Origin of the sequence: Sorangium sp. So ce1036, from assembly GCF_051369805.1 — a bacterium.
Lineage (GTDB): Bacteria > Myxococcota_A > Polyangia > Polyangiales > Polyangiaceae > Sorangium > Sorangium cellulosum_F.
The window spans coordinates 3,819,895-3,845,738 of the sequence record NZ_JBBMOX010000001.1 but is presented as its reverse complement, the minus strand read 5'-3'; the positions used below and the strand labels follow the sequence as shown (position 1 = coordinate 3,845,738).

The following is a 25,844-nucleotide window of genomic DNA, read 5'->3' as shown; positions in this document are numbered from 1 at the left end:
CCTCACCTCCCCGGGCGCTTCGCGAAGAGGGGCAGTTGCTGCTCCAGCACCTGGGTCCGCCACGCGAGCAGCGTCTGCGCGCGCCGGCGCGCCGTCTCCTTCCCGAGGCCGGCCGTGAAGCGGTAAATGCGCCGCGCGAGCGCCTCGCGGGTGGGCGCCGCCGGCTCGAGGAGATCGGGCGCGATCTCCTTCACGACGAGGCACGCGGCGATCGCGCGCCTGAGGAGCGCCCGCTCGTCGGGGGAGCCGGGCGGGACGCCGAGCAGCGCGCGGCCGGCCGGCGTGACCGCGGCGCCGTCCTCGCCGAGAAAGCCGAGGACGCGGGCCGCGGCGAGCGCGTAACCGACGTGGCGCAGCGAGATGCCCGTCTGCTCCGAGATCTGCTCGTTCGCGGTCGCGCCGCCCGAGAGCGCCTCGAGCACGCGCCGCACGTTCGCGAGGCTGTCGGCCTGGGGGATCTCGGCGCTGCGCAGCAGGCGGGTCGGCGGCATGGCGGCGGGGCCCCGGCCCCGGCCGGGAGACCGCACCATAGCGCAGCGACGGCCCGGCGGCGCGGCCGCGGCCGCCGGCCTGCGCGGAACTTGGCCCTCCCGCGCGGCGCCTGGCATCTCGGCGCGGTGCGAACGCGTCTCTCCCTAGCGCTCGCCGCCGCGGTCGCCGTCTGGGTCGCGCCGGCGACGGCCTCCAGCGCGCCGCCCGGCGTCCGTCACCTCCACGTCGAAGACGGCGCGGTCCACGCCACGGTCGGCGCGGGCAAGCAGGTGCGCCTCACGCTCGACCCCGCGCTCCAGCGCGCCGCCGAGCGCCTCCTCGCCCGCTCCGGCGCCCCGGAGGGCGCGATCGTCGCCTCCGACGTCCGCACCGGCCGCATCCTGGTCTGGGCGAGCCGCGGCCCGCGCGACTTCGTGGCCACCCCGCTCGCCCCGAGCGCCAGCCTGTTCAAGATCGTCACCGCGTCGGCGCTCCTCGAGGCCGGCAAGGTGAGCCCCGCGACGCGCGTCTGCTACACCGGCGGCGCGAGCGCGATCACCGCGCGCGATCTCGAGGGGCGCGGCGCCACCTGCACCGTGTTCGGCGAGGCGCTCGGCCGCAGCATCAACGGCGTCTTCGCCCGCCTCGCCGGAAAGCACCTCACGCCCGACGATCTGCGCCGCAAGGCCGGCGATCTCGGCTTCGACGGCGAAGTGCCCATCGACGTCCCGGTCGCGCCGAGCGCGGTCCGCGTCCCGACCGACGATCTCGGCCTCGCCCGCGCCGCCGCGGGCTTCTGGAGCGGGCGCCTCAGCCCGCTCGGCGCGCTCTTCGCGATGCAGACCATCGCCAACGACGGCGAGCGCGTCCGGCTCACGCTGCTCGCGCCCCAGGGCACCCCGCCCCGCGGGGCCAAGGGCCCGCCCACGCCCCGGATCACGGACGGGCGCGCGCTCCGGCCGGAGGTCGCGCGCACGCTCCGGTCCATGCTCGAGGTCACGACGCGGCGGGGCACCTGCGCCAAGGCGTTCCGGAAGCCGGACGGCACCCGCGCGCTCGGCGCGATGCGCGTCGCCGCCAAGACCGGCACGCTCGTGGGCGGCAAGCCGGCGCGGATGTTCTCCTGGTTCGCCTCGTTCGCGCCGTCCGACCGCCCCGAGATCGCCGTCTCCGTGATGCTCGCCAACGACCTCGCGTGGCGCACCAAGGCGAACCTCGTCGGCCGCGAGCTGCTCGAGATCTACTTCGGCCGGAGGCCCTCGCGCCTCGTGGCCAAGCGGCGCTGACGCGGCGGGCGCCATCCGGGGTATCCTGCGACGCCCCATGAACACCCAGGAACGCGTGCCCCTCCTCCTCCAGCGCCTGCGCGAGGCCTACCCCGACGCGCGCTACGAGCTCGACTGGACGACGCCGCTCGACCTGCTCGTCGCGACCATCCTCGCCGCGCAGTGCACCGACGAGCGCGTCAACCGGGTCACGGCCACGCTCTTCAAGAAGTACCCCACGGCGCAGGCCTACGCCGACGCGGCGATCGAGGTGCTCGAGGAGGAGATCCGGCCGACCGGCTTCTACCGGCAGAAGGCGAGGACGGTCCAGGCCGCCTGCCGCGAGCTCGTCGCGCGCTTCGGCGGCGAGGTGCCAAAGACCATGGCCGAGCTCACGTCGCTCCCGGGCGTGGCCAGGAAGACCGCGAACGTCGTGCTGAACACGGCGTTCGGCCTCCCCTCGGGCATCATCGTCGACACCCACGTCGCCCGCCTCGGCGGCCGGCTCGGCCTCTCGAAGCGCGACAAGCCCGAGCAGATCGAGGAAGACCTCATGAAGCTCGTCCCCAGGGCCGAGTGGACCTTCTTCGGCCCCGCCATGGTCCTGCACGGCCGCGCGACCTGCGTCGCCAGGAAGCCCCGGTGCGCCGCGTGCCGCATGAGCGACCTCTGCCCGAAGGAAGGGGTCTGAGCGCGCGATGAAGATCGACCTGCCCGCCTCGTGGCGCCGCGAGCTCGCCGCGGAGCTCGAGCAGCCCTACTTCCAGAAGCTCGCGCGCTTCCTGGAGGCCGAGCGCAAAGCACACCGGGTCTTCCCGGCCGAGGACGACGTCTTCGCGGCGTTCCAGCTCACGCCGTACGAGGACGTCCGCGTGCTGCTGCTCGGCCAGGACCCGTACCACGACGAGGGGCAGGCCCACGGGCTGTGCTTCTCCGTGCGCCCGGGCGTCCCGCCGCCCCCGTCGCTCGCCAACATGTACAAGGAGGCGCTCGCGGACGTGCCGGGCTTCGCGGTCCCGAAGCACGGCTGCCTCACCGCCTGGGCGCGGCAGGGCGTGCTGCTCCTGAACACCGTGCTCACCGTCCGGGCGCACACGCCGAACTCGCACCGGAACCAGGGCTGGGAGACGTTCACCGACGCCGTGATCCGCAAGGTCAACGGCCGGCCCGACGGGGTGGTGTTCGTGCTCTGGGGCGGCCACGCGCAGAAGAAGGCGAAGCTCATCGACGCGCGCCGCCACACCGTCCTCAAGGCGGCCCACCCCTCGCCGCTGTCGGCGCGGAACGGCTTCTTCGGCAGCAAACCGTTCTCGTCCATCAACGCCGCCCTCCGCGCCCGCGGCGCGAAGGAGATCGACTGGCGGCTGCCCGAGACGGCGTCCCTCGACGGCGCGGCGCGGGGATGAGCAAGCGGAGGCGCTCGCTCCCGCTCGCCCCGACCCGGTACACCCCCGCCGTGCTCGAGGGCATCGCCGACGGCGAGCGCGCCGCGCTCGCGCCCTCGCTCGCCGCCCGCACCGAGGCCTCTGCCGTCGCGGCCGCGGGCGCCGCGCTCGCGCGCGCCGAGGCGCTGGAGCAGGCCGCGGTCATGGCCGAGCCGCCCGATCGCCCCATCGCCTGCCGGGCCGGCTGCTCGACCTGCTGCGTCAGCAAGGTGCTCGTGATGGCGCCGGAGGTCCTCCGCATCGCGGCCCACCTGCGCGCGTCCCGGAGCGAGGCCGAGATCGCCGCGCTGCTCGACCGGGTCCGCGCCGCCGACGCCGCGACCCGCGGCCTCTCCCGCCTCGAGCGCGCGGAGGCCAGGGTCCCCTGCCCGCTCCTCGACGAGCGCGGCGCGTGCTCGGTCCACGCCGTGCGCCCCATCGTGTGCGCGGGCTGGAGCTCCCTCGACGCCGCGGCGTGCGAGCGCCACTTCGCCGCGCCCGACGCCGTCCCCACGGCGCCCATGCACCGCCCGAGCTACGAGGTCGCGAACGCCGTGCTCGCCGGCCTGGGCTGGGCCGCGAAGGAGCGAGGCCTCGACGCCGCGCCGCTCGAGCTCATCGCCGCGCTGCGCATCGCGCTCGAGCGCCCGAACGCCGGCGCGCGGTGGCTCGCGCGCTTGCCCGTCTTCGCCGCGGCGCGCGACGCCGAGTGGCAGGAGGCGCGCCGCCGCGAGGCCTCATCGCGCCGCGGAGCCTGAGCGCGCGTCGCCGCGAGGCCTCATCGCGCCGCGGAGCCTGAGCGCGCGTCGCCGCGAGGCCTCATCGCGCCGCGGAGCCTGAGCGCGCGCCGCCGCCGGACCGCCGCCATCCGGCCGTTGGCAGGACGAGAAATCCGCCTACGCTAACGCGCCGCAAGGGGCCGCCGCGGGGCGGCCGCCGCGCCACAGGACATCGGTCAAGGAGACGCCATGAAGCTTTACGGACATCCCATGAGCACGTGCACGCGCAAGGTGCTGACGGTGCTCGCCGAGAAGGGTCACGAGGCGGAGTTCGTGCTCGTCGACCTGATGAAGGGCGAGCAGAAGAGCCCCGAGAACCTCGCGCGCAACCCCTTCGGCGTGGTCCCGACGCTCGAGGACGACGACTTCACGATCTACGAGTCGAGGGCGATCATCCGCTACCTCGACCAGCGGCTCCCGGGCACGCCGCTGACGCCCACCGAGCTCAGGGCCCGGGGGCGCATGGAGCAGTGGATCAGCGTCGAGCAGTCGTATCTCTCCACGCCGGCCGTCACCATCATGCTGCAGCGGCTCTTCATGCCGATGCGCGGCCAGCAGACCGACGAGGAGAAGGTCAAGGCGGCCAGCGCCGAGGTCGCGAGGACGCTCGACGTCGTGGACAGGGCGCTGGCCAGCCAGGACTACCTCGCCGGCTCGAGCTACTCGCTCGCCGACATCTCCTGGATGCCGTACCTCCACGCCCTCGCGGTGGCGAAGGCCGGTGAGCTCATCACCGCTCGGCCGCACGTCGCGGCCTGGTGGAAGCGCCTCAGCGAGCGCCCGTCCTGGGTCAAGGTGGCGTCCTGACCGCGGCCGGGGGCTCGAGGGTCTGAAGGATCCGCAGGAGGAAGTCCTCACCGGCCGACAGGACCGCCGGGACCCGGAACGACCTCCACCCGCGCGCGAGCAGCGCGGCCTCCTTCGCCGCCGCGCCCGCGTCGCGCCGGTACACACGCAGCACGCGGTCGGGCCCGAGGCGCACGTTCACGTTGGCGAGCCCGCCGGAGAGCACCTCGACATCGCCGGGCGGCGCGCCGACGCGCCGCTCGATCTCGGCGAGGGACAGGGCCTCCAGGTGCGCGGCGCGATGCCAGGCGCGCTCGGGGTTCGGGAGGATCGTCATGCGATCTCTCCATGCACGAGGCGCGCAGCACGTCGAGCGCGCCTCGGCGGGCAGGCGGGGCCCATCGACCGGCCGGCGGCCTCGGAGTACGATGTCGCATGCCCGTGTACCGCTCCTCCACCGCGGAGCGCGCCGCGTCGATCGCCCTCGCGGCGCGGACCGACGTGGGGCGCAGCCGGGAGCACAACGAGGACACCTTCCTGATCAGCGACCTCGCGCGCGGGCTCGCGTACGGGCCCGCGGCCGCGCAGGCCGCCCAGGTATCCGTGGAGCCGCCGCTCGCCCTCGCGCTCGGCGTCTTCGACGGATCCGGGGGCGCCTCGTCCCCCGACGCGGCGAGCCGGCTCGCGGCGCGCACGATCCACGCGGTCCTCTCCCGGTCCTCCTCGCGGACCAGCGACGATCTCGGGCGGTGGCTGCTCGACGCGATCGCCGAGGCCGGGCGCGCCGTCCTCGACAACGCCCGCCGGAGCGCGCAGCACCGCAGCAGCGGCTCCACCGCCACCGTGGCCGCGCTCTGCGACGAGCGCCTGCTCGTCGCGCAGGTCGGCGACAGCCGGGCCTACCTCCTCCGCGGCGGCGCGCTCACGCAGCTCACCCGCGACCAGACCCTCCTCCAGTCGCTGCTCGACAGCGGCAAGCTGAGGCCCGAGGAGGCCACGACGTTCGCGCACCGGGGCGTGATGCTCCAGGCGCTCGGGCTGCGCGAGCACCTCTGCGTCGCGCTCTCCGCCGTGGAGCTCCGCCGCGACGACACGCTGCTGCTCTGCACCGACGGGCTGAGCGACCTCGTCGACCCGCGGCAGATCGCCTCGGCGCTCGGCGCCCACCCCGACCCCGCGGCGGCCGCCCGCGCGCTGATCGACGGCGCGCTCAGCGCCGGCGGCGGCGACAACGTGACCGTGCTGGTCGCGCGCTTCGACGGCCCGTGGCTCGCCCCGCCGGCGGGCGACGACGGGCCTCAAATAATCGATATTATCCGGTTTTTCGACGAACAGCCCCGCTGGCGTCCCCACGTCCGCCGCGCAGGGTCACGGTAGCGCGCGCCGCCGCCGGCGCGCCGCGACAGCCCCCAGCGCGGCGAGCGCCAGCGCAGCCGGCGCCGGGGCGCCTCCCGCCCCGCCGAAGCTGCACCCCCCGTCGTCCCCGCCCGACCCCGGGCCGGAGCCGCCGACGCCCTCCTCGCCCGCGCCGGTCGCGGCGCTGCTGCTCGAGGACGTCGCAGCGCCCCCGCCCGCCCCGGTCGCGGCGCTGCTGCTCGAGGACGTCGCAGCGCCCCCGCCCGACCCGGTCGCGGCGCCGCTGCTCGAGGACGTCGCAGCGCCCCCGCCCGCCCCGGTCGCCGCGCCCCCGCCCGCGCCGGCGCTCGAGCTGCTCGTGGCCGCGCCCGGATCCTCGCCGGACGACCTGAGCGCCAGATCCGCGCAGGCATAGTACAGGGTGGCCGGCTTCCTGTCGGTCATCACCTGGATGAGCTGAAGCGTGCAGTGCTCGCACTCGATCTCGGGAAGCGTGACCTGCACCGAATACGATCCCCCTCGCTTGTCCTCGATTCCGTCCAGCAGGCAGCCCTGATCCACCCCCGGCTCGCAGAGGTCGAATTCGTCCGCCGGTTCCGGGAAATCGTCGAATCCGTCGTCGTCAAACATGATCCGGAAATGCCCCGGGTGATCGATCGTCTCGTCCCACGCCACCGTGATGGTCTCGCCCGGCTCGAACACGGTGACGGCCTCGCCCCGCGCGTCGCCCCGGGCCCCGCAGGGCGAGACCTTCTGCTGATCCGGGCCGTGCCTCGGCGCAGGCGACGTGAGCGTGATGTGCGCACGACCCGCCCCGGCGAACGACACCACGGCGGCGAACACGAACGATCCGATCAGCAAGCGGCGCATCGATCCATCTCCTCCAGGCTCGTGCCGGCGAATCTACACAGCCGCTCACCGGCTGTCTGCGTCGTCCTCGAGCGAGGAATTTTCTGTCATGATGGCGCCGGGGGACCGGAGCACCGCAATCGACCGGGCTCTGCGCGGGGCGCGCCCGGGCTTGCTTTTCACGAGGGGCTCAGCGATCCCAGACAGGGCGGAGGCTCTCCTCGGACGAGGAGGGGAGCGCGTGCCGTCCTCGAACGAGTGGAAGCGGAGGGACATCGTTCTATGGAGCAACGCGAGCTCGGTTTCACGAAGATCCGGCTCCCGGTCGTCGGCCAGGGCACCTGGCAGATGGAGGAGGCCGACGAGGCCGCCTGCATCGACGCGATCCGGCGGGGGATCGACGCGGGCATGACGCACATCGACACGGCCGAGATGTACGGCGCGGGCGAGGTCGAGTCGCTCGTCGGCAAGGCCATCGAAGGGCGCCGCGACGAGGTGTTCCTCGTCTCGAAGGTGCTGCCGTCGAACGCGAGCTACGCCGGCGCGCTCGCCGCCTGCGAGCGCAGCCTGGAGCGCCTGCGCACCGACCGGCTCGACCTCTACCTGCTCCACTGGCCCGGCCCGGAGCCGCTCGAGGAGACCCTCCGCGCCTTCAAGGACCTCCGGGCCCAGGGCAAGATCCGCCACTTCGGCGTCAGCAACTTCGACCAGGCGGAGCTCTCGCGGGCGATCGCGCTCGCCGGACCGAACGAGATCGCCTGCAACCAGGTGTTCTATCACCTGCTCGAGCGGGCCATCGAGCACCGGGTGCTGCCGCTCTGCGAGCGGCACGGCATCGCGGTCGTCGCCTACAGCCCCTTCGGCTCGGGGCGCTTCCCGGCGCCGGACAGCATGGGGGGCAAGGTGCTCGCGTCGATCGCGGCCGCCCACGGCGCGACGCCGCGGCAGGTCGCGCTGCGCTTCCTGCTCCGCCGCCAGCCGGTCTTCGTGATCCCCAAGGCCGCGCGCGCCGAGCACGCGCTCGACAATGCGGCCGCCGGCGATCTGCGCCTCACCAGCGAGGACCTCGCCCGGATCGACACGGCGTTCCCGCTCGGCCCGGATCGCGGCGTGCTCCCGACGCTGTAGGGCGCGGAAGCTCGCCCGCCGCCCAGGTGCCATGGCATGGTCCGCCCATGAACCGCGCTCTCCTGGGCTCCCTTCTCCTCGGGTTCCTCCTCGCCGCCTGCGGCAGCACCGACGACCCCTCGCCTGGCAGCGGAGGAGCGCCGGGCGAGGGCGCCGGGGGCGAGGGCGGCGAGGGCGGCGGGGCGCCCGTCGCCTGCGGCGGCAGCGAGGAGGCGGCCTGCGGCGAGATGGAGCTCTGCGAGCACCCCGACGGGAGCTGCGGCGCCGGCGCCGAGCAGGGCCAGTGCGTGGCCCGTCCCGCGCCGCGGAGCTGCCCCGAGCGGTGCACGCCCGTGTGCGGGTGCGACAGCAAGGTTTATTGCAACGAGTGCCTCGCCCACGCGGCCGGCGTGAACGTCTCGAACGAGACCACGTGCATCCACGCGTACTACGAGACGGGCGGGAGCGACGCGCTCTCGTTGTTCAAGGCGGATGTGGAGGACAACCGGTGCACGCGGCTCGTGCTCGTGTCGCCGCACGAGAACGAGCCGAACGAGGACGTCGCGCTCCCGGTGAGCTGGGGCGTGAGCAGGTTGAACTTCACGGGACGGGCGGCGGACTGCGGCTTCCCGTTCCCCGACGACGCCAGGCTCCTGTCCGCGGACGTGGACCGCCTCGACGGGAGCGTGTCGTGGGATGACAGCCCCACCGTCGGGATCCCTTGCACCCTCGACGTGGACATCACCATCACGTTCGCGGACGGCGTCGAGGACCATCACCTGCGCGCCACCAGCGTGCCCATCTACAACGGGTGCCTGTGACCGCCGTCGCGGCAGCGCGCGCCCGCGCGCGTCGCGGCGAGCGCTCGACGCTCCCCCCCGGCGCCCCGATATGGCACGATGCGGCCATGCGCCGCGCCCTTCCTTCGCTCCTCGCTGCCATCCTCCTCGCCGCCTGCGGCGGCACCGTCGACGCCCCGTCCGGCGGCGGCGGCGCCGGCGGCGCGGACGCCGCCCAGAGCGCCAGCGCGACCGGGGCCGGCGGCGGGGCGCCGCGCGTCTGCGGCGGGCGCAGCGGCGGCACCTGCGGCCCGGCGGAGCTCTGCGATTACCCGGACGACTCGTGCGGGCACTTCGACAGCGAGGGCCGGTGCACCGCCCGGCCCGGGGGCTGCCCGGAGGATTGCCCGGGGGTCTGCGGGTGCGATCGCAAGTTCTATTGCAACGCGTGCGCCGCGCACCAGGCCGGGGTGGATGTCCTGGAAGGCGCCTCGTGCAGCGCGCCCTGGGAGACCGAGCTCGAGATCGCCGACTAGCACCGCGTCGCCCGGGGGCACGCCGACGAGCGGATCACTGGAACCGGATGTGGACCGCTGAAGCGCGCCCTCCCGGGGAGCGGCGCCGCGAGCCGCCTCAGCGCCGCTTCTTCCCGCGCTGCGCCTTCTCGGCCTCCGCGAGCCGCCGGCGCGCGTCGTCCAGCGCCGCCTTACTGGCTTGCCCCTTCGGGAGCGCCTCGTACCCGGCCACCTCCTCGCGCAGCGTCGCGAGCTGCTCCGCGCCGCGCCCGAGCTTCTGCTGGATCTCGCCGCGGAGCTTCAGGTAGCGCAGCCGGCGCGGGCCGTAGCCGCGCGCGATCGCGCGCTCCACCGCGGACAGCGCCTCCTCGTCGCGGCCCATCGCGTGGAGCACCTGCGCGAGCCGCGCCGGCGGCTCGTAGGCCGCGGGCATCTGGGCCTCGCGCTGCTCCAGCATCGCGACCGCCTCCTCGCCGCGCGAGAGCGAAAGGTACGCCATTGCCCGGCCGTAGTCGTACGCGGCGGCCGCATCGGGCGTCCTCGCCTCCTTCGCGGCCCGCTCCAGCACCGCGAGCTTCGCCTCGTTCGCCGCGCGGGCCCGGTCCACCGCGCCGAGCGCCGCCAGGCCCTGGGCGAGCAGGCCCCAGGCGTCGGCCCGGTCGTCCGCGCTCGAGTCGGCGGGCGGGCGCTCGACGATCGACCGGAGCCGGGCCACCGCCGCCTCGCGCGCGGCCCGCTGGGCGGACGGGTCCGGGTGCGCCGCCGCGCAGGACAGGAGGAGGCTCGCGAAGTCGGCGGGCAGCGCCGCGCCTTGCACCTCGCCCACGTGCGCCTCGCCGAGCGCCACGCACGCCGCCGCGTCCTTCTTGCGGTAGAGCGTCGACAGCAGGCCGAGCAGCGCGTCGCTCCGCCGCGACCAGTCCCTCCCTCCCCCCGAGAGGGCGCGCTCGTAGGCGGCCACCGCGGCGGCGTAGGCGCCGGCGCTCTGCGCCCGCTTCGCCTCCACCAGCAGCCGGTCCGGAGCGTCCGCCGGCAGCGCCGAGGCGGCCTGCGCGTCCATCAGCTGCAGCGCGTCGCGGATCACGTCGCGCAGCTCCTGCACCGAGGCCGCGCCCCGCCAGAGCCCGATCACCTCCCCCTTCACCGGATCGAGCAGGAAGAACGTCGGCCACACCGTCACCTCGTGCTGCTCGAGGAATGGCGCGTTCTCCGGCCGGTCCGTGTCGATCTCGGCGAACACCACCCGATCGGCGAACGGGCGGAGCGACGGATCGATCAGCACGTGGTGCTTCATGCTCAGGCAGGTGTGGCACCACGGCGCCCACGCATCGACGAACAGCGCCTTGCCCTCGGCGCGGGCCTTCTCGCGCGCCCGGGGCAGGTCGTCGCGGATGAACTCGAGCGGCGGCCGCGCCGGGGCCGGCTCCGGCCTCGGGGCCGGCTGCGCGGCGGCGGCGGGCGGGGGCGACGTGGCGGCCGTGCGGGCCGGCGCGCGCGGCGGCGGCGCGGGGGCGCAGGCGGCGAGGGCGAGCGCGGCCGGGACGAGGACAGCGGGGGCGAGGACGCGGAGCGGGGCCGGGTGACGCACGCCGGCAGCGTAGCCCGGCCGCGGCGGACGCGACAGGACCGGGTGGGCGGCCGGCGCCGCGCTGTGTTCGGGCCGCGCAGCGGCCAGCGCCGCGCTGTGTTCGGGCCGCGCAGCGGCCGGCGCCGCAGGATCAGCTCACGGGCACGCGGTCTCCTCGTTCGAGGTGCTGCACTCGAGCGGGCCTGTGGCGATGTCCTCGAAGGTGTTCGCGCACCACGCCGCCGTGTCGCACGCGCCGCTGGTCTTGATCGCGGTCCCCGCGCTGTGCCGGAACACGCTGTTCGTGATCCGGGCCGACGGCGGCGCCCAGAGCAAGGTCGGCTCCTTCGCCCCCGAGCAGCCCTCCCCGTTGCCGCCGTACTCGATGACGGCGTGCTCGATGGTCGGCGTGATCTCGCTCGCGCTGCTGTAAACCAGGCACCCCCAGTCCCCGGCCTGCGGCGACGCCTGGGCCGACGTGATCACCACGGGCTCTTCCTCCGTGCCGGCGAGGTTCAACGTGGCGGCGAACGCGTCGATGCTGCCGCCGGTGAGCTCGATCCGCGTCCCCGCCTCGACGGTGACCTCGCTGTCCGCGTCGATCTGGAAGCCGGACGAGCGGAACGGCACGGCCTGCTTGCGCCAGGTGCCCTCGGCCTCGAGGGCGAATTTGCTGTCGATCTCGATGAAGTCGCCCTCATCGGAGAACGTGTTCGGCGCCCCGAGGCTCAGCACCTGCGGGAGCGCCACGTGGATCGACGCCTTGCCGTTGCCGGAGAACGTGTTCTCCTCGAACGCGCGCACGCCGGCGTCAGGCCCGATGAGGACGCCGTGACTCTGGCTGTCCTCGACCGTGACATGCGCGATCCGGCGCACCGGCGCCATGACGATGACGGCCGCCTCGAGGTCCTCCCCCGTCGCCGTGCACGGCTGCCCGCCGTGCGCGAACGTCGCGTATTCGAGCTCGGACGCGCTGGCCCCGGCGCCCAGGTAAATGCACTGCCAGTCGCCCGGCGCGGGCGTGTCCGCGCCCGACTCGAAGGCGATGGGCTCGTCCTCCGTGCCCTTGGCGACGAGGGTCGAGCCGCTCTCGCCGCTCAGCGACAGGTAGCCCGACGGCTCGACCAGGACCGTCGTCCCGGGGGCGATCGTCAGGGTCGCGCCCTCCACCGTGGTGCGATCGAGGCGCACGCACCCCGGGCCGACGGCCGTGTCCGTGTCGATGATCTCGGGGAGGAGCTCGCACTCGCCGCCGCCACCGCCGCCGGCGGTGCCGCTCGAGGTGCCCGTCGCGGTGGTGCCGCCGGCGCCCGACGACGTCGTGTCCTCACCGGACGAGCCGCAGGCGACGAGCGCGGCGGCGACAAGATGGGAAGAAACCAGGGCAAGCACGTGGGTTCTCATCGATCGACTCCAGGGATTTCTCTCGCGCAATCACGCGAGGATGAATAGGGTGCAAGGACCGCCAGGCACGTTATCATACGAGCTCGCTCGCCTGCCCCGGGGGAGCGCTCGCTCGCCTGCCCCGGAACGGCCGAGGACCGCGCCGGGGCGCGACGGTCCCCCCGGCCCTCACCCCCTGGCGGCGCGGCGTGGCGCTGGCCCGGCTCGCGGCGGCGTCGGCGCGCGGGGCGGCCACAACGGGCCCCCGGCCGCCCGCGAAGCTGGTACACTGCCGCCAACGTGAGCGATTACGCGGGCCGGTGCGGAAGCTGCGCGGCGTACACCCGGGTCCATGAGGATCCCACGCGCGGCCGCGTCGGCGAGTGCGCCCTCGAGGTGTACCCGCCGCCGATCAAGGCGACCGCGACGTGCGCCCGCTACCGGCCGAAAGGCGCGCCGCCGCCCCCGCCGCCGCCCCGGGCCGCAGGCCAGCCGCGCGGCTCCGGCAGGATGCCGCGCCCGCCCGAGCGCGCGCCGTCGCCCGAGCGCCGGCCCGGCGCGCAGCCAGAGCCGTCCCGCAAGCCGCTTCCAAGGGAGATCGACATCGACATGGATATCGACGAGTTCCGCCGTGTGCTGCGCGAGGTGCTGTCCGAGGAGCTCGGCGTCGGGCGCGCGGAGATGATGGGGGGCCGCTGGGAGGGCGGAGAGATCGTGCTCCGGCCGGGCAAGGAGGGCACGGCCGAGAAGCGCATCCCGCTCGACGTGTTCTTCCACAAGATCGTCATGCTCCGCGACAAGCTCCGCGTCCTGGAGCAGAAGATCAACGCGCACGAGGGGCTCAGCGACGCGGAGAAGGTCCAGCTCCAGGCGTACATCACCGGCTGTTACGGGACCCTCACCACGTTCAACGTCCTCTTCGCGCGCCGGGAGGATGGCTTCACCGGCAGCGGCCGGGACAGCGATTGAGGATCTCCGGAAACAAGCCCACGCTCGGGAGGCGCGGCCCTGTGGAGGCTCACCGGAGGGGCTGAAGCGCGGGCGAGCCGCCCACGGGGCTCTCCGGAACGCGAGCCCCTCCGGTGAGCCTCCACAGGGCCGCGCCTCCCGCGCCGCGCGGTGAGGCGCCCCGCCGGCCGCCTCGAGCCGGCCGAAGAGCGGCGCGGCAGAGCGCCCCACCATGGTACAAGGCGCGCGGAGGTCGCCGCGCCATGGCCATCAAGCAGCTCACGCCCGAGCAGGTCCACGCCATGTCCCTCGAGGAGAAGGACACATGGTGGCGGAAGAACGTTTACCGCGGCGACATGCCCCAGCTCACGTGGCGCTCGGCGATCACGGGCATGCTCCTCGGCGCCTTCCTGTCGCTCACGAACCTGTACATCGGCGCGCGCACCGGCTGGTCCCTGGGCGTCGGCATCACGAGCGTGATCCTGGCCTTCGCGCTCTTCAAGGTCGTGTCCAGGCTGGGCCTCGGGCGGGACATGACCGTGCTCGAGAACAACGCGATGCAATCCATCGCGACCTCGGCCGGATACATGAACAGCCCGCTCTTCACGAGCCTCGCGGCCTACTCGATGGTCACGAGCTCGATCATCCCGATGGGCCAGGCGATGATCTGGATGTTCATCCTCGCCCTGCTCGGCGTGCTCTTCGCCTTCCCGCTGAAGAAGCGGTTCATCAACGACGAGCAGCTCCCCTTCCCCGAGGGGATGGCCACCGGCGTCGTCATGGATGCGCTGCACGAGAGCGACGAGAAGGAGGGCCTCTTCAAGGCGAAGCTCCTCGTGGGCGGCGGCCTCCTGAGCGCCGCCGTCGAGCTCTTGCGCGACGACAAGGTGATGCGCGCGCTGTTCGCGCTGAAGAGCATCCCCCACGCTTACGACGAGATCCTCTATCACGGCCGCCTCGCCGATCTGCTCAAGCGATGGGGCCTGTCCCCGGCCATCCGGGGGGTCCCCCTGAACGAGCTCACGATCCGCTTCGACACGAGCCTCATCTTCGTCGCCACGGGCGGACTCATGGGCATCCGGACCGGCGCCTCGCTCCTCCTCGGCGGGATCCTCAACTACTGGATCCTCGCCCCCCTCCTCATCGAACAGGGCATCATCCTGCCGAGGAACGGGCACTACGGCTTCGGGCAGATCACCCTCTGGGCGCTGTGGGGCGGCGTCGCGTGCATGACGACGTCCTCGCTCTATGCCTTCTTCTCCAAGCCCAAGGTGATCCTCGACGCCTTCCGGGGCCTCGCCAGGAAGGGCGCGAGCAAGGACGTGCTCGCGGACATCGAGCTGCCGATGAAGCTGTCGATCGTCGGCGTCCCCGTCCTCAGCGTCGTCGTCGTCGCGCTCGGGCACCTCTGGTTCGGTATCGCGTGGTGGCTCGGGGCGCTCGCGATCCCGCTCGTCTTCGTCTTCTCTATCATCGCCGTCAACGCGACGGCCCTCACCGGGATCACCCCCATATCGGCCCTCGGCAAGCTGACGCAGCTCTCGTACGGGTTCCTCGCGCCGAAGAACATCACGACCAACCTCATGACCGCCGGGATCACGGCGGAGGTCACGAGCAACACCGCCAACCTGCTCATGGACATCAAGCCGGGCTACATGCTCGGCGGCAAGCCGCGCCACCAGGCGATGGGGCACGCGCTCGGGGCGATCGCGGGCCTCGTGCTGTCGGTGCCCGTCTGGTATCTCGTGCTCGTCCAGGGGGATATCGGCCGTTACGGGACGGAGCAGATGCCCGTCCCGTCCGCGCTCACGTGGAAGGCCGTCGCCGAGGTGCTGATGAAGGGGCTCGACTTCCTGCACCCGACGGCCAAGTCCGCGGTGGTGGTCGGCGCGATCCTCGGCGTCGTCGTCGAGGTCACGAGGCAGGTCACGAAGAACCGATTCCCCCTGTCCGCGGTCGCCCTCGGCCTCGCCTTCATCCTGAGCTTCTCGGACATCTGGGCGATGTTCCTCGGATCGTTCCTGTTCTGGCTGCTCGAGCGGAACGCCGCGCGGTGGCAGCGGCGCCAGGAGAGGGAGTCGCGGCTCGACGAGACCGCGCCGAGCGGGCTCGACGCGCCGCCGCGCCCGCCGGTCGAGCGGCCCTGGTTCGCGCGCGCCGCCGAGAACACCGAGGCCATCTGCGCCGGCGTCATCGCCGGCGGCTCGCTGATGGGCATCGGCCTGAGCGTGCTCGGCGTGCTGGTGCTGCCCGACGTGCTCGAGGCCGCGAGCTTCACGAAGCTGGTCGAAGCGATCCTCGACGGGCGGCCGAGGTGAGCCGTCGCCGGCCGGCGCCGGGCGGCCACCTCGCCCCGGTGTGACAGGAATGCGCGCCCCTCCGGCCCGGGCGAGCCGCCCGGGGGGCGGCGTGTCGCCCCGCCGGACCGCTCTGCGCGGGAGCGCCTCTGGCGCAGTTCATGCAGCCCGGATCGCGCCGCGTCAACACGAGCCCAGGAGACGACGCGCACGGAACGATGCGCGCGGAAAGGAGCAAGGATGCCGGTGAGCCCGCCACCGTCCCGACGAACGCCCCGTCCTCCGCCGGCCAAAGATCCCGGGACGGAGCCGCCGGTGCGGGATCCGGAGCCGTCCGGGCCGCCGCGCCGCGATCCCGAGCCGGACGAGCCGCCGCGTCGGGATCCGCCGCCCCCTGCTCCTGAGCCCGGAGAGCGCCCGCCGAAGATCAAGGACCCTCCGGCGCCGGGGCAGCCGCCGAAGGATCCTGGCGTGATCGTGCAGGCCGGCCGCGCCGGCCTCGCGGCGTGACGGCCCCCCTAGACCATCGAGAGGTTCCCATGAACACGTGTGATTCCTGCGGCAACAGCTACGACAAGGCGTTCCAGATCACGGTGGGCGGCACGACCCACACCTTCGACTGCTTCGAGTGCGCGATTCACAAGCTGGCGCCCGTGTGCGCGCACTGCGGCAATCGGATCATCGGTCACGGCATCGAGGCCAGCGGGAAGTTCTACTGCTGCGCCCACTGCTCGAAGCAGGAGGGCATCCAGGGCGCGATCGATCGCGTCGCGTGAGGCCGCCGCCCGCGCCGCACGGGGCGCCGGCGCTCACATCGCGGTGTCGTGGATCGGCAGCGCGAGGACGGCGTCCGTCGGGAGCACGTCGGCGAAGCGGTCGGCGAGCGCCGCGAGCGACGCCTCGTGCACGGTCCGGTGGTCGAGCAGGCGCGCGCCCGCGGCGCCCGGCAGGTCGCGGCTCGCCGACGCGTCCGCCGGGAGCAGGACGCGGTAGCCGAGCACGAGCCCGTCCCTCACGGTCGAGTCGACCGCGAGGTGGGTCATGAGGCCGCTCACGATGATCGTGTCGATCCCGCGGCGCCGGAGCGCGGCGTCGAGATCGGTCTTCGTGAACCCGCCGGCCATCGATTTCGTGATCACGATCTCGCCGTCGCGCGGCCGCGCCGCCGGCACGAAGTCGACGCGGGGGCCGTCCGCGGCGAAGAGCCGCGCCCCGGGCGCGCCGACGTTCCTCACGTGCGCTACCGTGACGCCTCGCTCCCGCGCCCAGGCGAGGAGCCGTGTCGCGTTCTTTAGCGCCGCGCGCGCGTCGGGCAGCGCGAGCCCCCCCGAGAAGAACTCCTCCTGGAAGTCGACGAGCACGAGCGCCGTGCGCGCCCGGTGCAACCGGTCGATCTGCCCGAGGCCGTACAGCCTGCGCAGCGTGGTCGGCGCGCCCTCGGCCAGCGCGGTCTCGGCCGGCGAACGGGGCGGCGCCACGAGGTGCTCTGCGGCCAGGGTAGAGAGCAGGGCCAGGGACAAGAACGCAGCGCCCCTGTGGCCGTGAGCCAGCGTGAGCATGGACTCCTCCTTTGCTGCGAGGCGTCCGCCTCGCGCTCCTGGAGACTAGACACGGCGAAGGCCCATGATAAGCCTGGTCGGCCGACGAGGATTGCGTCGCGGAAGGAACGAACGGGATGGATCCGGCGGGCGGTCATCTGGGCGAGATGGTGGCGTTCCTCGAGGTCGCGAGGCGACAGAGCTTCTCGGCGGCGGCGAGGGCGCTCGGCGTCACGTCGTCGTCCGTCAGCAAGCAGGTCGCGCGGCTCGAGGAGCGCCTGCACGTCCAGCTCCTCCGGCGCACGACGCGCCGGGTGAGCGTCACGGCGGCGGGGCAGATCTATGCCGAGCGCGCGGGCCGCATCCTCGCGGACATCGAGGAGGCGGCGCGCGCGGTCGCGGATCTCGACGGGACGCCGCGGGGGACGCTGCGGATCTCGGCGCCGATCGTCCTCGGCCAGTTCCGCGTCTCGCCCGCCGTGCTGGCCTGCCGCGCGAGGCACCCGGAGCTCCGCATCGAGCTCGATCTCAGCGACCGGGTCGTCGACCTGGTCGCCGAGCGCATCGACGTGGCGGTGCGCGTGGCGGTCGAGGTCTCCCCTGCCTCGCTGGTCGCGCGGCGGCTCGCCAGCGACGTGCGCGTGCTCTGCGCGAGCCCGCGGTACCTGCGCCGCCACGGGACGCCGCGGCGCCTCGAGGATCTGGCCGATCACGACTGCCTCACGCTGAACTTCGAGCCGTTCTCCCGGTGGATGCTGGTGGGCCCCGAGGGGGAGCGGGTCATCCAGGTGAACGGCTCGCTCCGCGCCAGCGATACGCTGACCCTGCGCGAGGCCGCGATCGCCGGCCTCGGCCTCGCCAACCTCCCGGACTACGTCGTCCGCGATCAGCTCGAAGGCGGCTCGCTGCGGCGCGTGCTGCCGGAATACGGCGCCTCGAAGCGCGCCATCTTCGCGGTCCACGCGGCGCCCGCGCGCGCCGCGGTCCGCGTGTTCGTCGAGGCGCTGGCCCGGGAAATGGCGGGCCCTGGCGGGGCGCCAGCGTCGCGGGAAGCGGCGCGCCGCGGCTGATCCGGCGGCGTCCTACCGCAGCAGCGGCGCGCCCGCGGGCGCGCTCGCCGCGCGCTCCTTGCTCATCTGCCGGATGCAGTGCTGGAGCGCCGCCCGCAGGTTGCCCAGCGTGGTGATGTCGGCCAGGTCGAGCCCGAGGGCCACGATCGTCTGGGCCACGTTCGACCGGATGCCCGCGACGATGCCCTCCGCGCCGAGGAGCCGTATCGCGCGGACGAGCTCGATGAGGTAGCCCGCGGTCTTCGTGTCCACCATCTCGACGCCGGTGAGGTCGAGGATCGCGAAGCGCGCGCGCGTGCGGGCGACCGCCTCGAGCAGCGAGTCCATCACCTGGGCGGTCCTCGCGCTGTCGACCACGCCGATCATCGGCAAGGTCAGCACGCCGTCCCAGACCTGGATGATGGGGGTCGACAGGTCGCGGATGACCTGCTGCTGTCGCTCGATCAGATCCAGCCGGGTCCGGAGCTCCTGCTCGGTGCGCTTCGCCTCGGTGATATCGAGCGTGAAGCCGACGACGCCATACACCTCGCCGCGCTCGTCACGGACCGGGATCTGCCAGTTCTCCCAGGACAGCCCGTGCACCGACGTGAGCGAGTGGCCCGGCTCGCCCGCGAGCGCCCGCAGCAGCACCTCGTGCCCCTCGACCTGTCCGTCGTCCTTCGCCTGGTAGACCTCGAACGCGTTCCTGCCGACGTGCTGGATCTTCTCGATCCCCGCCTGCTGGGCCGCCTTGCCCTCGTGGAACGTGAAGATCGCGTTGCGATCGACGGCCCAGACGATGATCGGGAGAGTCCGCGTGATCGCGCCGAGGATCTGCGCCTTCTCCTCGAGGCCGCGCAGGTGCTCGACTCGCTCCGTCACGTCGTGCCCGAAGACCCCGACGCCGATCACCTCCCCGCGCTCGTCCAGGAGGCGCCCGTGGTTCCACTCGATGCTCACCGCGCCGCCGTCCTTGCGGGCGTGGCTCCACACGCGGGCCCTCGGGTCGTCGTCATCGAGGAGCCGCCGCCAGGCGTCGGGATCGCCGGACACCGGCAGCAGCTCGTCCACGCGCCGGCCGAGCGCCTCCTCCCGCGTGTAGCCGAGCAGGCGCTCGGCCGCATCGTTCCAGTCCTCGATCGCGAGCTCCGGGCCGTACTCGACGATCGCGATCCGCGCCTGATCGAGGAGCCGTGCGCGCCTGCCCGCGCGCTGTTCGATCTCGACGCTCTCCTGTGACGCGACGGCAACGTTCATGGTGAGAAGTTCTATCCTGAACGTACATCTCCCGTCGAGAGGGCATGCCTGCCATCCCACGTGCACATCGCCGAGGGTCGGACGACCGGCCGCGCCCGGCTGTAGACAGGGCCGCTCGGAGCGCACCAGGTAGGACTCTGCCGACCACGATGCACATTCCGTATCCTGATTACACTTTTCCTGCCATGAGGGCGCCGCGCCGTGGGCGAGGCGGATGGGCAGGAGAGGGACTCCGCTGGATCCTGTCGAGCGCGCGGTGGAGCCCGACGAGGCACGGGGAGGTGCGCCGGGACAACCCTCGTTGTGCGCCGCGGGGAGGAGCGATGACCGGGCCCGATGGCCCTCGCGCCCCATGCTTTGCCAGGGAGCGTGGCGTCGACGATACTGCCGCGCATGCACATCGTGGATCCCGCCCGGCTCGGACAGGTGAGGCTGCCTGATGGCCGGGCGCTGGGCTGGGCGGAGTGGGGCCCGGAGGACGGCACCCCCGTGCTGCTGTGCTCCGGGGCAGCGACGAGCCGCTGGCTCGGCTTCGGCGGTGATGTCGTGGGTCCGCTCGGGATCCGCTTGATCACCGTCGACCGCCCGGGGCTCGGCGCGTCGGATCCCGCGCCGGGGCGGACGCTCGACGGCTGGGCGCAGGACGTCCGGCGCCTCGCCGCAGCGCAGGGGCTGCCCTCGCTGGCGGTCCTCGGGTACTCGCAGGGTGCGCCGTTCGCGCTCGCCTGCGCGGCGGCGGGAATCGCGACCCGGGCGGCCGTGGTCGCCGGCACCGACGAGCTCGCCCACCCTGACTTCAGGGACACGCTCGCGCCCGAGGTGCGGCGGATGGTGGAGGCCGTGGAGGCCGATCCTGCCGGCGCCGAGGCGTTCTTCCGCGGGTTCGGCAGCGCCGAGGCGCTGTGGGACCTGGTCCTCGCCATGAGCGGCGACGAGGACCGCAGCGTCTACACCGAGCCGGGGTTCGCGCGCGCTTACCGCCGCGCGATGGCCGAGGCGTTCGCGCAGGGACCGGACGGCTACGCGCGCGACACGGTGCTGGCGATGGGCCGCTGGCCGTTCGATCCAGCCGCCATCACCGCCCCGGTCGACCTCTGGTACGGCGCGCGGGACACGAGCGCCGTGCACTCGCCCGATCTCGGCGCGACCCTCTCGCGGCGGATCCCCTCCGCGCGCAGGCACGTCCTCCCGGACGCCGGGGGCGCGCTGCTGTGGACCCACGCCGAGGCCGTGCTCCGCGCGCTGCTCGAGCGCACGAGGCCGTGAACGCCGCCCCGCCGGTCGGGTGGGGCGCGCCTCAGGGCACCGGCATCTCGAACGACACGGCGTAGTTCGGCTGCGCCGCGCGCGTGGTCGTTCCGACGAACGGATCGGAGTCACGGAGGTGGCCCCAGGTGGAGAACCCGTTCGGCCGGGGCGCGCCGTTGCTGGTGATCGCGTATCCGACGGTGACGCCGCTCGCGGGCAGATCGCCGGCGCACGTGATCTTCACCGAGTCCCCGGAGATCTCGACGGAGCTGATCTCGATCTTCGTGTCCCCCTGGCGGACCTCGAAGCCGCGCCCGTTCGGCCAGGCCGTAGGCGCGGGCATCTCGTCGTCCCACGCGAGCGGCGGCACGGGCACGTGGAACTGCACGGTGATCACGCGACCGCTGCGCTCGACGCGGATCGGCTGCAGCGGCTGCCAGTCGCGGCCCACCACGACCCGCTCGTGGTAGATCTGCCCGTACTTCTCGCCGAGCTGCTGATAGCCGGCCGCCGTCAGGTGGAGGCCGTCGCCAGCGCCCGGGAGATGATACTTCGGGCCGGTGCACACGACGTCGCCGGGATGCTCGAGCCCGATCCTCCACTGCGCCAGCGTGGAGGCGGCCCGCTGGCCTGCGCCGAACGGGAGGCCGTGCTGCTGCGAGACGAACATCGGGATCTTCTCCGTCTGCCCGGTGATCGCCGAGAGATCGGCGTTGTAGTCCCGCCAGAGCTGGACCATCTCTTCCTGATAGGTCGCGCGCGCGAAGTCGGTCTCGCCGTGCGTCAAGAAGATGGCGCCGATACCGTACGTCTTGCCGGCAGCCTTGGCGAGGCGGGTGATCGCGGCAGCCTCGAACAGCGTCGCCGCGTAAGATCGGCCCGTGGTGCCGGTGTCCGTGGCGCCCTTCTTGATGACCGACATCGCCTGCCCGCTCTCACCGACGACGGTGTGGACGGTGACGTAATCGAGGCCTGTCGCCTCGCGGACCTGGGACGTGATCTGATGGGCCATCGCCGAGTGCGGCGTTTCGCCGTCGATGTTGTCCGGGTAGGAGGGAAACGAAGGGCCGTTCTCCATCGGGCGGATGGGCTCGACGAGCGGCACCAGCGAGAGCGCGTCGTGGTCCGGATCCCAGGGGGGCACGCTCGCGCCGCCCAGCGAGAGCATGAGGTTGTTGAAGGGCTGCGTGGTCGAGGTGGCCGGCGCCGCGCCGACGGCCAGGCTCTGACCGGCGCCGACGATCCCGACCAGGTCCCACGGGATCCTGACCTGATCCCCCGCCGAGCCGCCCTCGCCGCCCTCGCCGCCCTCGCCGCCCGTCGCCGCCGAGCCGCCCTCGCCGCCCGTCGCCGCCGAGCCGCCCTCGCCCCCTGCGCTGCCCGCGCTGGCCGAGCCGCCCTCGCCCCCGCTGCCCGTGGTGGCCGACCCGCCCTCGCCCCCGCTGCCCGTGGTGGCGGCGCTTTGATCATCTCCGCCCTGGGTCGAGCCGCTGTCGCTCGATGATCCGCAGCCCGCCAGGGCGAGCAGGAAGGTGGCAACAAGACCGCTTACTGAAAGGATTCGCAAGGACGCTCCGGGGCTGGGTTCAATTATCGGGTGACGAGTCCTTCGTCCGCAGAGACGATATCACCGTGCGCCCGGGGAAATACACTCCTGCGAGCGAGGTGAGCGAGCCTGCGGGATTCGCTACACGCTGGGGCCCGTCAACGCCGCGACGATGCGCTCGATCGACCAATAGCCCGCCATCCCGCCCATCGCGTACACCAAACCGCGCCGCACCGTCGCTGGTCGCACGGGGACCCGCGCCGCAACGAGGCGCAGCGCGACCATCAGCGCAATCACGCCTAGCTGACCGATCTCGACGCCCACGTTGAAGAACAAGAGCGCGGTCGGCACATGCGCTTCCGGCAGTCCGATGTCGAGCAGCGACGACGCGAACCCGAGCCCGTGGAGCAGTCCAAACGCGAACGTGACGGCCCACGGCGCCCGGCGAGCAAGCGAGTCGGTCGGCCGTATGCACTCGCCGCAGAGCAGTACGATCGAGAGCGCGATGGCCGCTTCGACCGGCGGGGCCGGCAACGTCAACCAGCCGAGCACGGCGCAGGCCAGAGTCAGGCTGTGCGCGACCGTGAACGCCGTGACGGCGCCGAGCAGCTTCCGACCGCCGCGCACGAGCAGCGTGAGCGCAACGACGAAGAGGAGATGGTCGAACCCGGCCAGGATGTGCTCGATGCCGAGCCGCGTGTAGTCGACCACGATCGGCCTCAGCGCGCGGAGCCCGGCGGAAGCGGGGATGCCGTAGACCACCAGGCTCGGGTCGCTGCCGGTCAACACCCGCAGAAGCCGGCTTCCGCTCCGCCACTCGATCACCACCATCACGTGGGTCTCGGTCCCCTCGAGCCAAGGAAGCTCGATGGTGCCGACCAAGCCGTCGTGACCGCAGTCGAGAAATGCTCCATCGACCTTGCAGGGCGGCGGGAACACGGCGGGCGTCGCGAGCTCGGACGCGAGCGTGGACGAGCTCGCCTCCCAGCGCAAGCGGAACCGCCCCTCGTGCCCTTCCACCTCCGTCAGCGAGAGAAACGCTGAGTTGAGCTCGTGGCCACGCGCGGGGGCGGACGCCAGAAATACGGCCAGCAACAGCGGCAAAAACAGAGCCAGCCGGGGCAGACACGAACGGGTCAAGGATTCTCCTCGAATCGGTACCGCGCGAGGACGCTCTCGACGAAGTCGTCGACGGCTCGCCTCTTCATCGCGGCGACCCATTCAGCGGTGAGGGTCGGGCGTAACTCCTCGCGGCTGGGCAGCCCCCCACCTATCCGGTTGACCCGCACGAGCAGCAGGCTGTCCTCGGTCTCCAGGGCCTGCCACGTTGCGAGCGGCGCGCTGCATATGCGCTCGGAGACCGCAGGTCCGAACTTGGCGGCGAGGTCATCTCGGGTGAGGTTGCCACCCATGATCGGACGACCGAGCGTGCTCGGGTCTGCGCCGTCGGCCAGCGCAAGTCGATACTTCGACCGCTGCTCCTCTGCAGCCGGATCGCTCCTGGGGAAAGCTACGACCTCGAAATCGTACCGTCGCGGCGTCTCGTATCGGCTCCGGTGGGCGGCCAGCCACGCGTCCAGCTCGGCGTCCGTCGGCTCCCGCGCCGAAACTGGCTGAGCCGCCCGTGCCCGCAGCTTGTCCGCCAGCACGGTCCGCACCGTCGCATCCTGCCGATCGAGCCCCTCCCGCAGCGCCTCACGATAGAGCACCTCTTCCCGCTTCCACCCGTCGAGCGCCGCCTTCAGCTCGGCCTCCGTCGGCGCCCGCCCCGTCCGATCGCGGAGCTGTCGTTCCAGGTCCGCCTTCAGCCCCGCGCTGACGACGACCACCCTCGGATCGCCGACGATGTGCCTGTGGGCGATAAACAACAGCGCGCCGATGAGGAGGAAATGAATGACCGGCTCGCGGAGCAACCGGGCGCAGCTCGCCATGGCTCTCCCTCTGGTGTCAGGCATGAGACGCGCCCTCGCTGGGGGGAGAAGGGAATCCAAACATCTCGGAAACGTCAAGCCCCAACGGTGGGACCTGCCCCGGGTCGACAGAACGTTCTTCTAGGCGACTCGATGCCCCAGAAAAAGCGACGCCATATCAACAACTTATCGATGCATCGAGGGGCCGCCTCTCCACGGCCCGCGGGGGACCGGCGTGGGAGCGCGATCCGGCGCGCCCGCGGCGCTTCGAGCCGCGCTCGCACCCGCGCGGCCTGCGCCGGATCGCCGGTGGTTGCGCGTGGCCGCCACCCTGACCTGAGCGGGCGGGGGGGGGCGGATCCGCCCGAAGCCGCGCCGGTGACGGCGCGGGGCTTCGGGCGGCTCGCGTCACGGCGACAGCGTGACGGACTCCGGGTCGAGCGCCACTTCGTAGTAGCCGTGCGGATCCCAGGCGAGCGGGACGCCGTTCTGCTTGAGCGTGCCGCCGGTGACCGTCACGCGCACGTACTTGCCCGGCGGGAAGTGGTCGGGGAGCTTCCACGTGAAGGTCGTGTCACTGCCGGACTTCATGCTGGTGCCGGAGGTGACCGCCTTCTGGCCCAGCCAGTAGGCGCCGACGTTGACCATGCTGTCGATCCACATATCGCCGAGCTTCTTGGTGTTCTCGACGTGGTCGAGGAAGGCCTGGAGCGGGATGGGCTGATACGCGCCGTCATTGCCGCCGGTGAAGCCGTGGATACAGAAGGTGCGCCACCCCTTCTGCTGCCGCGCCTCGTTGATCTGCTGGTCCATCGCCGACGCGGAGGCGCCCGTCGGGGGAATGTAGGTGGGCAGCGTGAACGGATCGGTATTGTCGTTCGGGGCGATCACCTTGTTGGACACGCCGCGATTGATGAGGAAGCGCGTCCTGGCGATGCCCGTGTACACCCCCGCGCCGTTCGGAGCCGCCATCGTGTACGGGTCGATGCCGAACGTTTGCTGGATGAATTGCGTCGCGGCGTCCGTATCGGAGCCGTTGTCGTTGCTCGAGTGGCTCTTCGTGTGGTTGCCGAGCTCGTGCCCGTCCTCCAGCGCCTTCTTCCACACCGGATCGTTCGCTTCGCGCTTGCCGGTCTGGACGTAGAAGGTGAACCGCACGCCGAGCGCGTTCATCTTGTCGTAATTCTGGATCTGGGTCGAGTTCGAGTCGTCGAAGCTGTACGACACCGCGCCCGTGAAGCCGGCCCAGTCGATGACCTTGAACCCGCCGGCTGCGCCGGACGGCTGGGGCACGTTGCCGGCGCCAGGGGGGACCGGGAGACCCGATCTGGAAGGCTCGCCGCCGCCCGTGCCCGTCGTCGCGCCCCCGCCCGTGCCCGTCGTCGCGTCGCCGCCGCCCGTGCCCGTCGTCGCGTCGCCGCCGCCCGTGCCCGTCGTCGCGCCCCCGCCCGTGCCCGTCGCGTCCCCGCCCGTGCCCGTCGTCGCGCCCCCGCCCGTGCCCGTCGCGCCGCCGCCCGTGCCCGTCGCGCCGCCGCCCGTGCCCGTGGTCGCCCCCGTGCCCGTCGTCTCGCTGCTGGACCCACCGCCGGTCGTCGCGCCGGTGCTCGGATCGTCCTCCCCGTCCCCGCCGCCGCAGCTCGCGAGGAAGATCGCGCAGATACCTGCCAATATACGCGGAATACGCATGCTAACTCCTGCTGACGTAAGAATCTTCTATCATCGCTGCTCGGCCGTGATCATGAGACCCGGCCGAGCTCCCGGCAATTCTTT

At 72.8% G+C, this 25,844-nt stretch carries 26 protein-coding genes; 15 read left to right on the top strand and 11 right to left on the bottom strand.

Features of this window, described 5'->3' with window-relative positions:
- Positions 1 to 2: 2 nt before the first annotated feature.
- On the bottom strand, positions 3 to 491 hold the full coding sequence (locus WMF31_RS14810) for a hypothetical protein (RefSeq protein WP_436602566.1): 489 nt from the start codon (positions 489 to 491) through the stop codon (positions 3 to 5).
- Positions 492 to 617: 126 nt separating this feature from the next.
- On the opposite strand from WMF31_RS14810, the gene WMF31_RS14805 reads away from it, so the two are divergent.
- From WMF31_RS14805 to WMF31_RS14785, 5 genes are all read left to right on the top strand, one after another.
- A complete protein-coding gene (locus tag WMF31_RS14805; protein ID WP_436602565.1) occupies positions 618 to 1,757 on the top strand; it encodes a penicillin-binding transpeptidase domain-containing protein in 1,140 nt (379 codons plus the stop codon).
- Positions 1,758 to 1,794: 37 nt separating this feature from the next.
- The gene (nth, locus tag WMF31_RS14800) at positions 1,795 to 2,427 is read left to right on the top strand and encodes an endonuclease III (protein WP_436602564.1); all 633 of its coding nucleotides are present in this window, start codon (positions 1,795 to 1,797) and stop codon (positions 2,425 to 2,427) included.
- A gap of 7 nt (positions 2,428 to 2,434) precedes the next feature.
- The gene (ung, locus tag WMF31_RS14795) at positions 2,435 to 3,142 is read left to right on the top strand and encodes a uracil-DNA glycosylase (protein ID WP_436602563.1); all 708 of its coding nucleotides are present in this window, start codon (positions 2,435 to 2,437) and stop codon (positions 3,140 to 3,142) included.
- Entirely contained in the window at positions 3,139 to 3,918 is a 780-nt protein-coding gene (locus WMF31_RS14790; RefSeq protein WP_436602562.1) for a YkgJ family cysteine cluster protein, read from the top strand. The genes ung and WMF31_RS14790 overlap by 4 nt, the downstream gene beginning before the upstream one ends.
- A gap of 210 nt (positions 3,919 to 4,128) precedes the next feature.
- Positions 4,129 to 4,746 (top strand): glutathione S-transferase family protein, encoded by a 618-nt coding sequence (locus WMF31_RS14785; RefSeq protein WP_436602561.1) that lies wholly within the window; start codon positions 4,129 to 4,131, stop codon positions 4,744 to 4,746.
- Here the strand turns inward: WMF31_RS14785 and WMF31_RS14780 are convergent.
- On the bottom strand, positions 4,730 to 5,062 hold the full coding sequence (locus WMF31_RS14780; protein WP_436602560.1) for a hypothetical protein: 333 nt from the start codon (positions 5,060 to 5,062) through the stop codon (positions 4,730 to 4,732). The two genes, WMF31_RS14785 and WMF31_RS14780, sit on opposite strands and share 17 nt — an antisense overlap.
- A gap of 98 nt (positions 5,063 to 5,160) precedes the next feature.
- Here WMF31_RS14780 and WMF31_RS14775 point away from each other — a divergent pair, with 98 nt between their 5' ends.
- On the top strand, positions 5,161 to 6,102 hold the full coding sequence (locus tag WMF31_RS14775; RefSeq protein ID WP_436602559.1) for a PP2C family protein-serine/threonine phosphatase: 942 nt from the start codon (positions 5,161 to 5,163) through the stop codon (positions 6,100 to 6,102).
- On the opposite strand, the gene WMF31_RS14770 is transcribed toward WMF31_RS14775, so the two are convergent.
- The gene (locus WMF31_RS14770) at positions 6,094 to 6,951 is read right to left on the bottom strand and encodes an SCE4755 family polysaccharide monooxygenase-like protein (RefSeq protein ID WP_436602558.1); all 858 of its coding nucleotides are present in this window, start codon (positions 6,949 to 6,951) and stop codon (positions 6,094 to 6,096) included. The two genes, WMF31_RS14775 and WMF31_RS14770, sit on opposite strands and share 9 nt — an antisense overlap.
- 261 nt (positions 6,952 to 7,212) lie before the next feature.
- Here WMF31_RS14770 and WMF31_RS14765 point away from each other — a divergent pair, with 261 nt between their 5' ends.
- From WMF31_RS14765 to WMF31_RS14755, 3 genes are all read left to right on the top strand, one after another.
- Complete coding sequence (locus tag WMF31_RS14765; protein WP_436602557.1) at positions 7,213 to 8,058, top strand: aldo/keto reductase; 846 nt, start codon at positions 7,213 to 7,215, stop codon at positions 8,056 to 8,058.
- Positions 8,059 to 8,105: 47 nt separating this feature from the next.
- On the top strand, positions 8,106 to 8,858 hold the full coding sequence (locus WMF31_RS14760) for a hypothetical protein (protein ID WP_436602556.1): 753 nt from the start codon (positions 8,106 to 8,108) through the stop codon (positions 8,856 to 8,858).
- An 86-nt stretch (positions 8,859 to 8,944) separates the two neighbouring features.
- On the top strand, positions 8,945 to 9,352 hold the full coding sequence (locus WMF31_RS14755; RefSeq protein WP_436602555.1) for a Kazal-type serine protease inhibitor family protein: 408 nt from the start codon (positions 8,945 to 8,947) through the stop codon (positions 9,350 to 9,352).
- Positions 9,353 to 9,449: 97 nt separating this feature from the next.
- Here the strand turns inward: WMF31_RS14755 and WMF31_RS14750 are convergent, their stop codons facing one another.
- Together WMF31_RS14750 and WMF31_RS14745 are read right to left on the bottom strand one after the other, a co-directional pair.
- Positions 9,450 to 10,919 (bottom strand): thioredoxin family protein, encoded by a 1,470-nt coding sequence (locus WMF31_RS14750; RefSeq protein WP_436602554.1) that lies wholly within the window; start codon positions 10,917 to 10,919, stop codon positions 9,450 to 9,452.
- 135 nt (positions 10,920 to 11,054) lie between these two features.
- The gene (locus WMF31_RS14745; RefSeq protein WP_436602553.1) at positions 11,055 to 12,290 is read right to left on the bottom strand and encodes a hypothetical protein; all 1,236 of its coding nucleotides are present in this window, start codon (positions 12,288 to 12,290) and stop codon (positions 11,055 to 11,057) included.
- Between the two features lie 291 nt (positions 12,291 to 12,581).
- Here WMF31_RS14745 and WMF31_RS14740 point away from each other — a divergent pair, with 291 nt between their 5' ends.
- The 4 genes from WMF31_RS14740 (at position 12,582) to WMF31_RS14725 (ending at position 16,302) form a co-directional block, all read left to right on the top strand.
- A complete protein-coding gene (locus tag WMF31_RS14740; protein WP_436602552.1) occupies positions 12,582 to 13,250 on the top strand; it encodes a hypothetical protein in 669 nt (222 codons plus the stop codon).
- A gap of 242 nt (positions 13,251 to 13,492) precedes the next feature.
- On the top strand, positions 13,493 to 15,547 hold the full coding sequence (locus WMF31_RS14735) for an OPT family oligopeptide transporter (RefSeq protein ID WP_436602551.1): 2,055 nt from the start codon (positions 13,493 to 13,495) through the stop codon (positions 15,545 to 15,547).
- A gap of 294 nt (positions 15,548 to 15,841) precedes the next feature.
- The gene (locus WMF31_RS14730; RefSeq protein ID WP_436602550.1) at positions 15,842 to 16,036 is read left to right on the top strand and encodes a hypothetical protein; all 195 of its coding nucleotides are present in this window, start codon (positions 15,842 to 15,844) and stop codon (positions 16,034 to 16,036) included.
- A gap of 29 nt (positions 16,037 to 16,065) precedes the next feature.
- A complete protein-coding gene (locus WMF31_RS14725) occupies positions 16,066 to 16,302 on the top strand; it encodes a hypothetical protein (RefSeq protein WP_436602549.1) in 237 nt (78 codons plus the stop codon).
- A 33-nt stretch (positions 16,303 to 16,335) separates the two neighbouring features.
- Here WMF31_RS14725 and WMF31_RS14720 read toward each other — a convergent pair whose 3' ends face one another.
- Complete coding sequence (locus tag WMF31_RS14720; RefSeq protein ID WP_436602548.1) at positions 16,336 to 17,085, bottom strand: cysteine hydrolase family protein; 750 nt, start codon at positions 17,083 to 17,085, stop codon at positions 16,336 to 16,338.
- 116 nt (positions 17,086 to 17,201) lie between these two features.
- Here WMF31_RS14720 and WMF31_RS14715 point away from each other — a divergent pair, with 116 nt between their 5' ends.
- On the top strand, positions 17,202 to 18,134 hold the full coding sequence (locus WMF31_RS14715) for a LysR substrate-binding domain-containing protein (protein ID WP_436602547.1): 933 nt from the start codon (positions 17,202 to 17,204) through the stop codon (positions 18,132 to 18,134).
- Between the two features lie 12 nt (positions 18,135 to 18,146).
- On the opposite strand, the gene WMF31_RS14710 is transcribed toward WMF31_RS14715, so the two are convergent.
- Positions 18,147 to 19,370, bottom strand: a complete 1,224-nt coding sequence (locus tag WMF31_RS14710) for a PAS domain-containing protein (protein ID WP_436602546.1) — start codon at positions 19,368 to 19,370, stop codon at positions 18,147 to 18,149.
- A 393-nt stretch (positions 19,371 to 19,763) separates the two neighbouring features.
- Between WMF31_RS14710 and WMF31_RS14705 the strand changes: the two genes are divergently transcribed.
- Complete coding sequence (locus WMF31_RS14705; RefSeq protein ID WP_436602545.1) at positions 19,764 to 20,636, top strand: alpha/beta fold hydrolase; 873 nt, start codon at positions 19,764 to 19,766, stop codon at positions 20,634 to 20,636.
- Between the two features lie 31 nt (positions 20,637 to 20,667).
- Here WMF31_RS14705 and WMF31_RS14700 read toward each other — a convergent pair whose 3' ends face one another.
- From WMF31_RS14700 to WMF31_RS14685, 4 genes are all read right to left on the bottom strand, one after another.
- On the bottom strand, positions 20,668 to 22,185 hold the full coding sequence (locus WMF31_RS14700) for a dockerin (protein WP_436602544.1): 1,518 nt from the start codon (positions 22,183 to 22,185) through the stop codon (positions 20,668 to 20,670).
- 120 nt (positions 22,186 to 22,305) lie between these two features.
- On the bottom strand, positions 22,306 to 23,046 hold the full coding sequence (locus WMF31_RS14695) for a HupE/UreJ family protein (RefSeq protein WP_436602543.1): 741 nt from the start codon (positions 23,044 to 23,046) through the stop codon (positions 22,306 to 22,308).
- Positions 23,047 to 23,300: 254 nt separating this feature from the next.
- Positions 23,301 to 24,077: a peptidyl-prolyl cis-trans isomerase gene (locus tag WMF31_RS14690; RefSeq protein WP_436602542.1), complete on the bottom strand. Its 777-nt coding sequence runs from the start codon at positions 24,075 to 24,077 to the stop codon at positions 23,301 to 23,303.
- Between the two features lie 405 nt (positions 24,078 to 24,482).
- Positions 24,483 to 25,760, bottom strand: a complete 1,278-nt coding sequence (locus WMF31_RS14685) for a polysaccharide deacetylase family protein (RefSeq protein WP_436602541.1) — start codon at positions 25,758 to 25,760, stop codon at positions 24,483 to 24,485.
- Positions 25,761 to 25,844 lie beyond the last annotated feature (84 nt).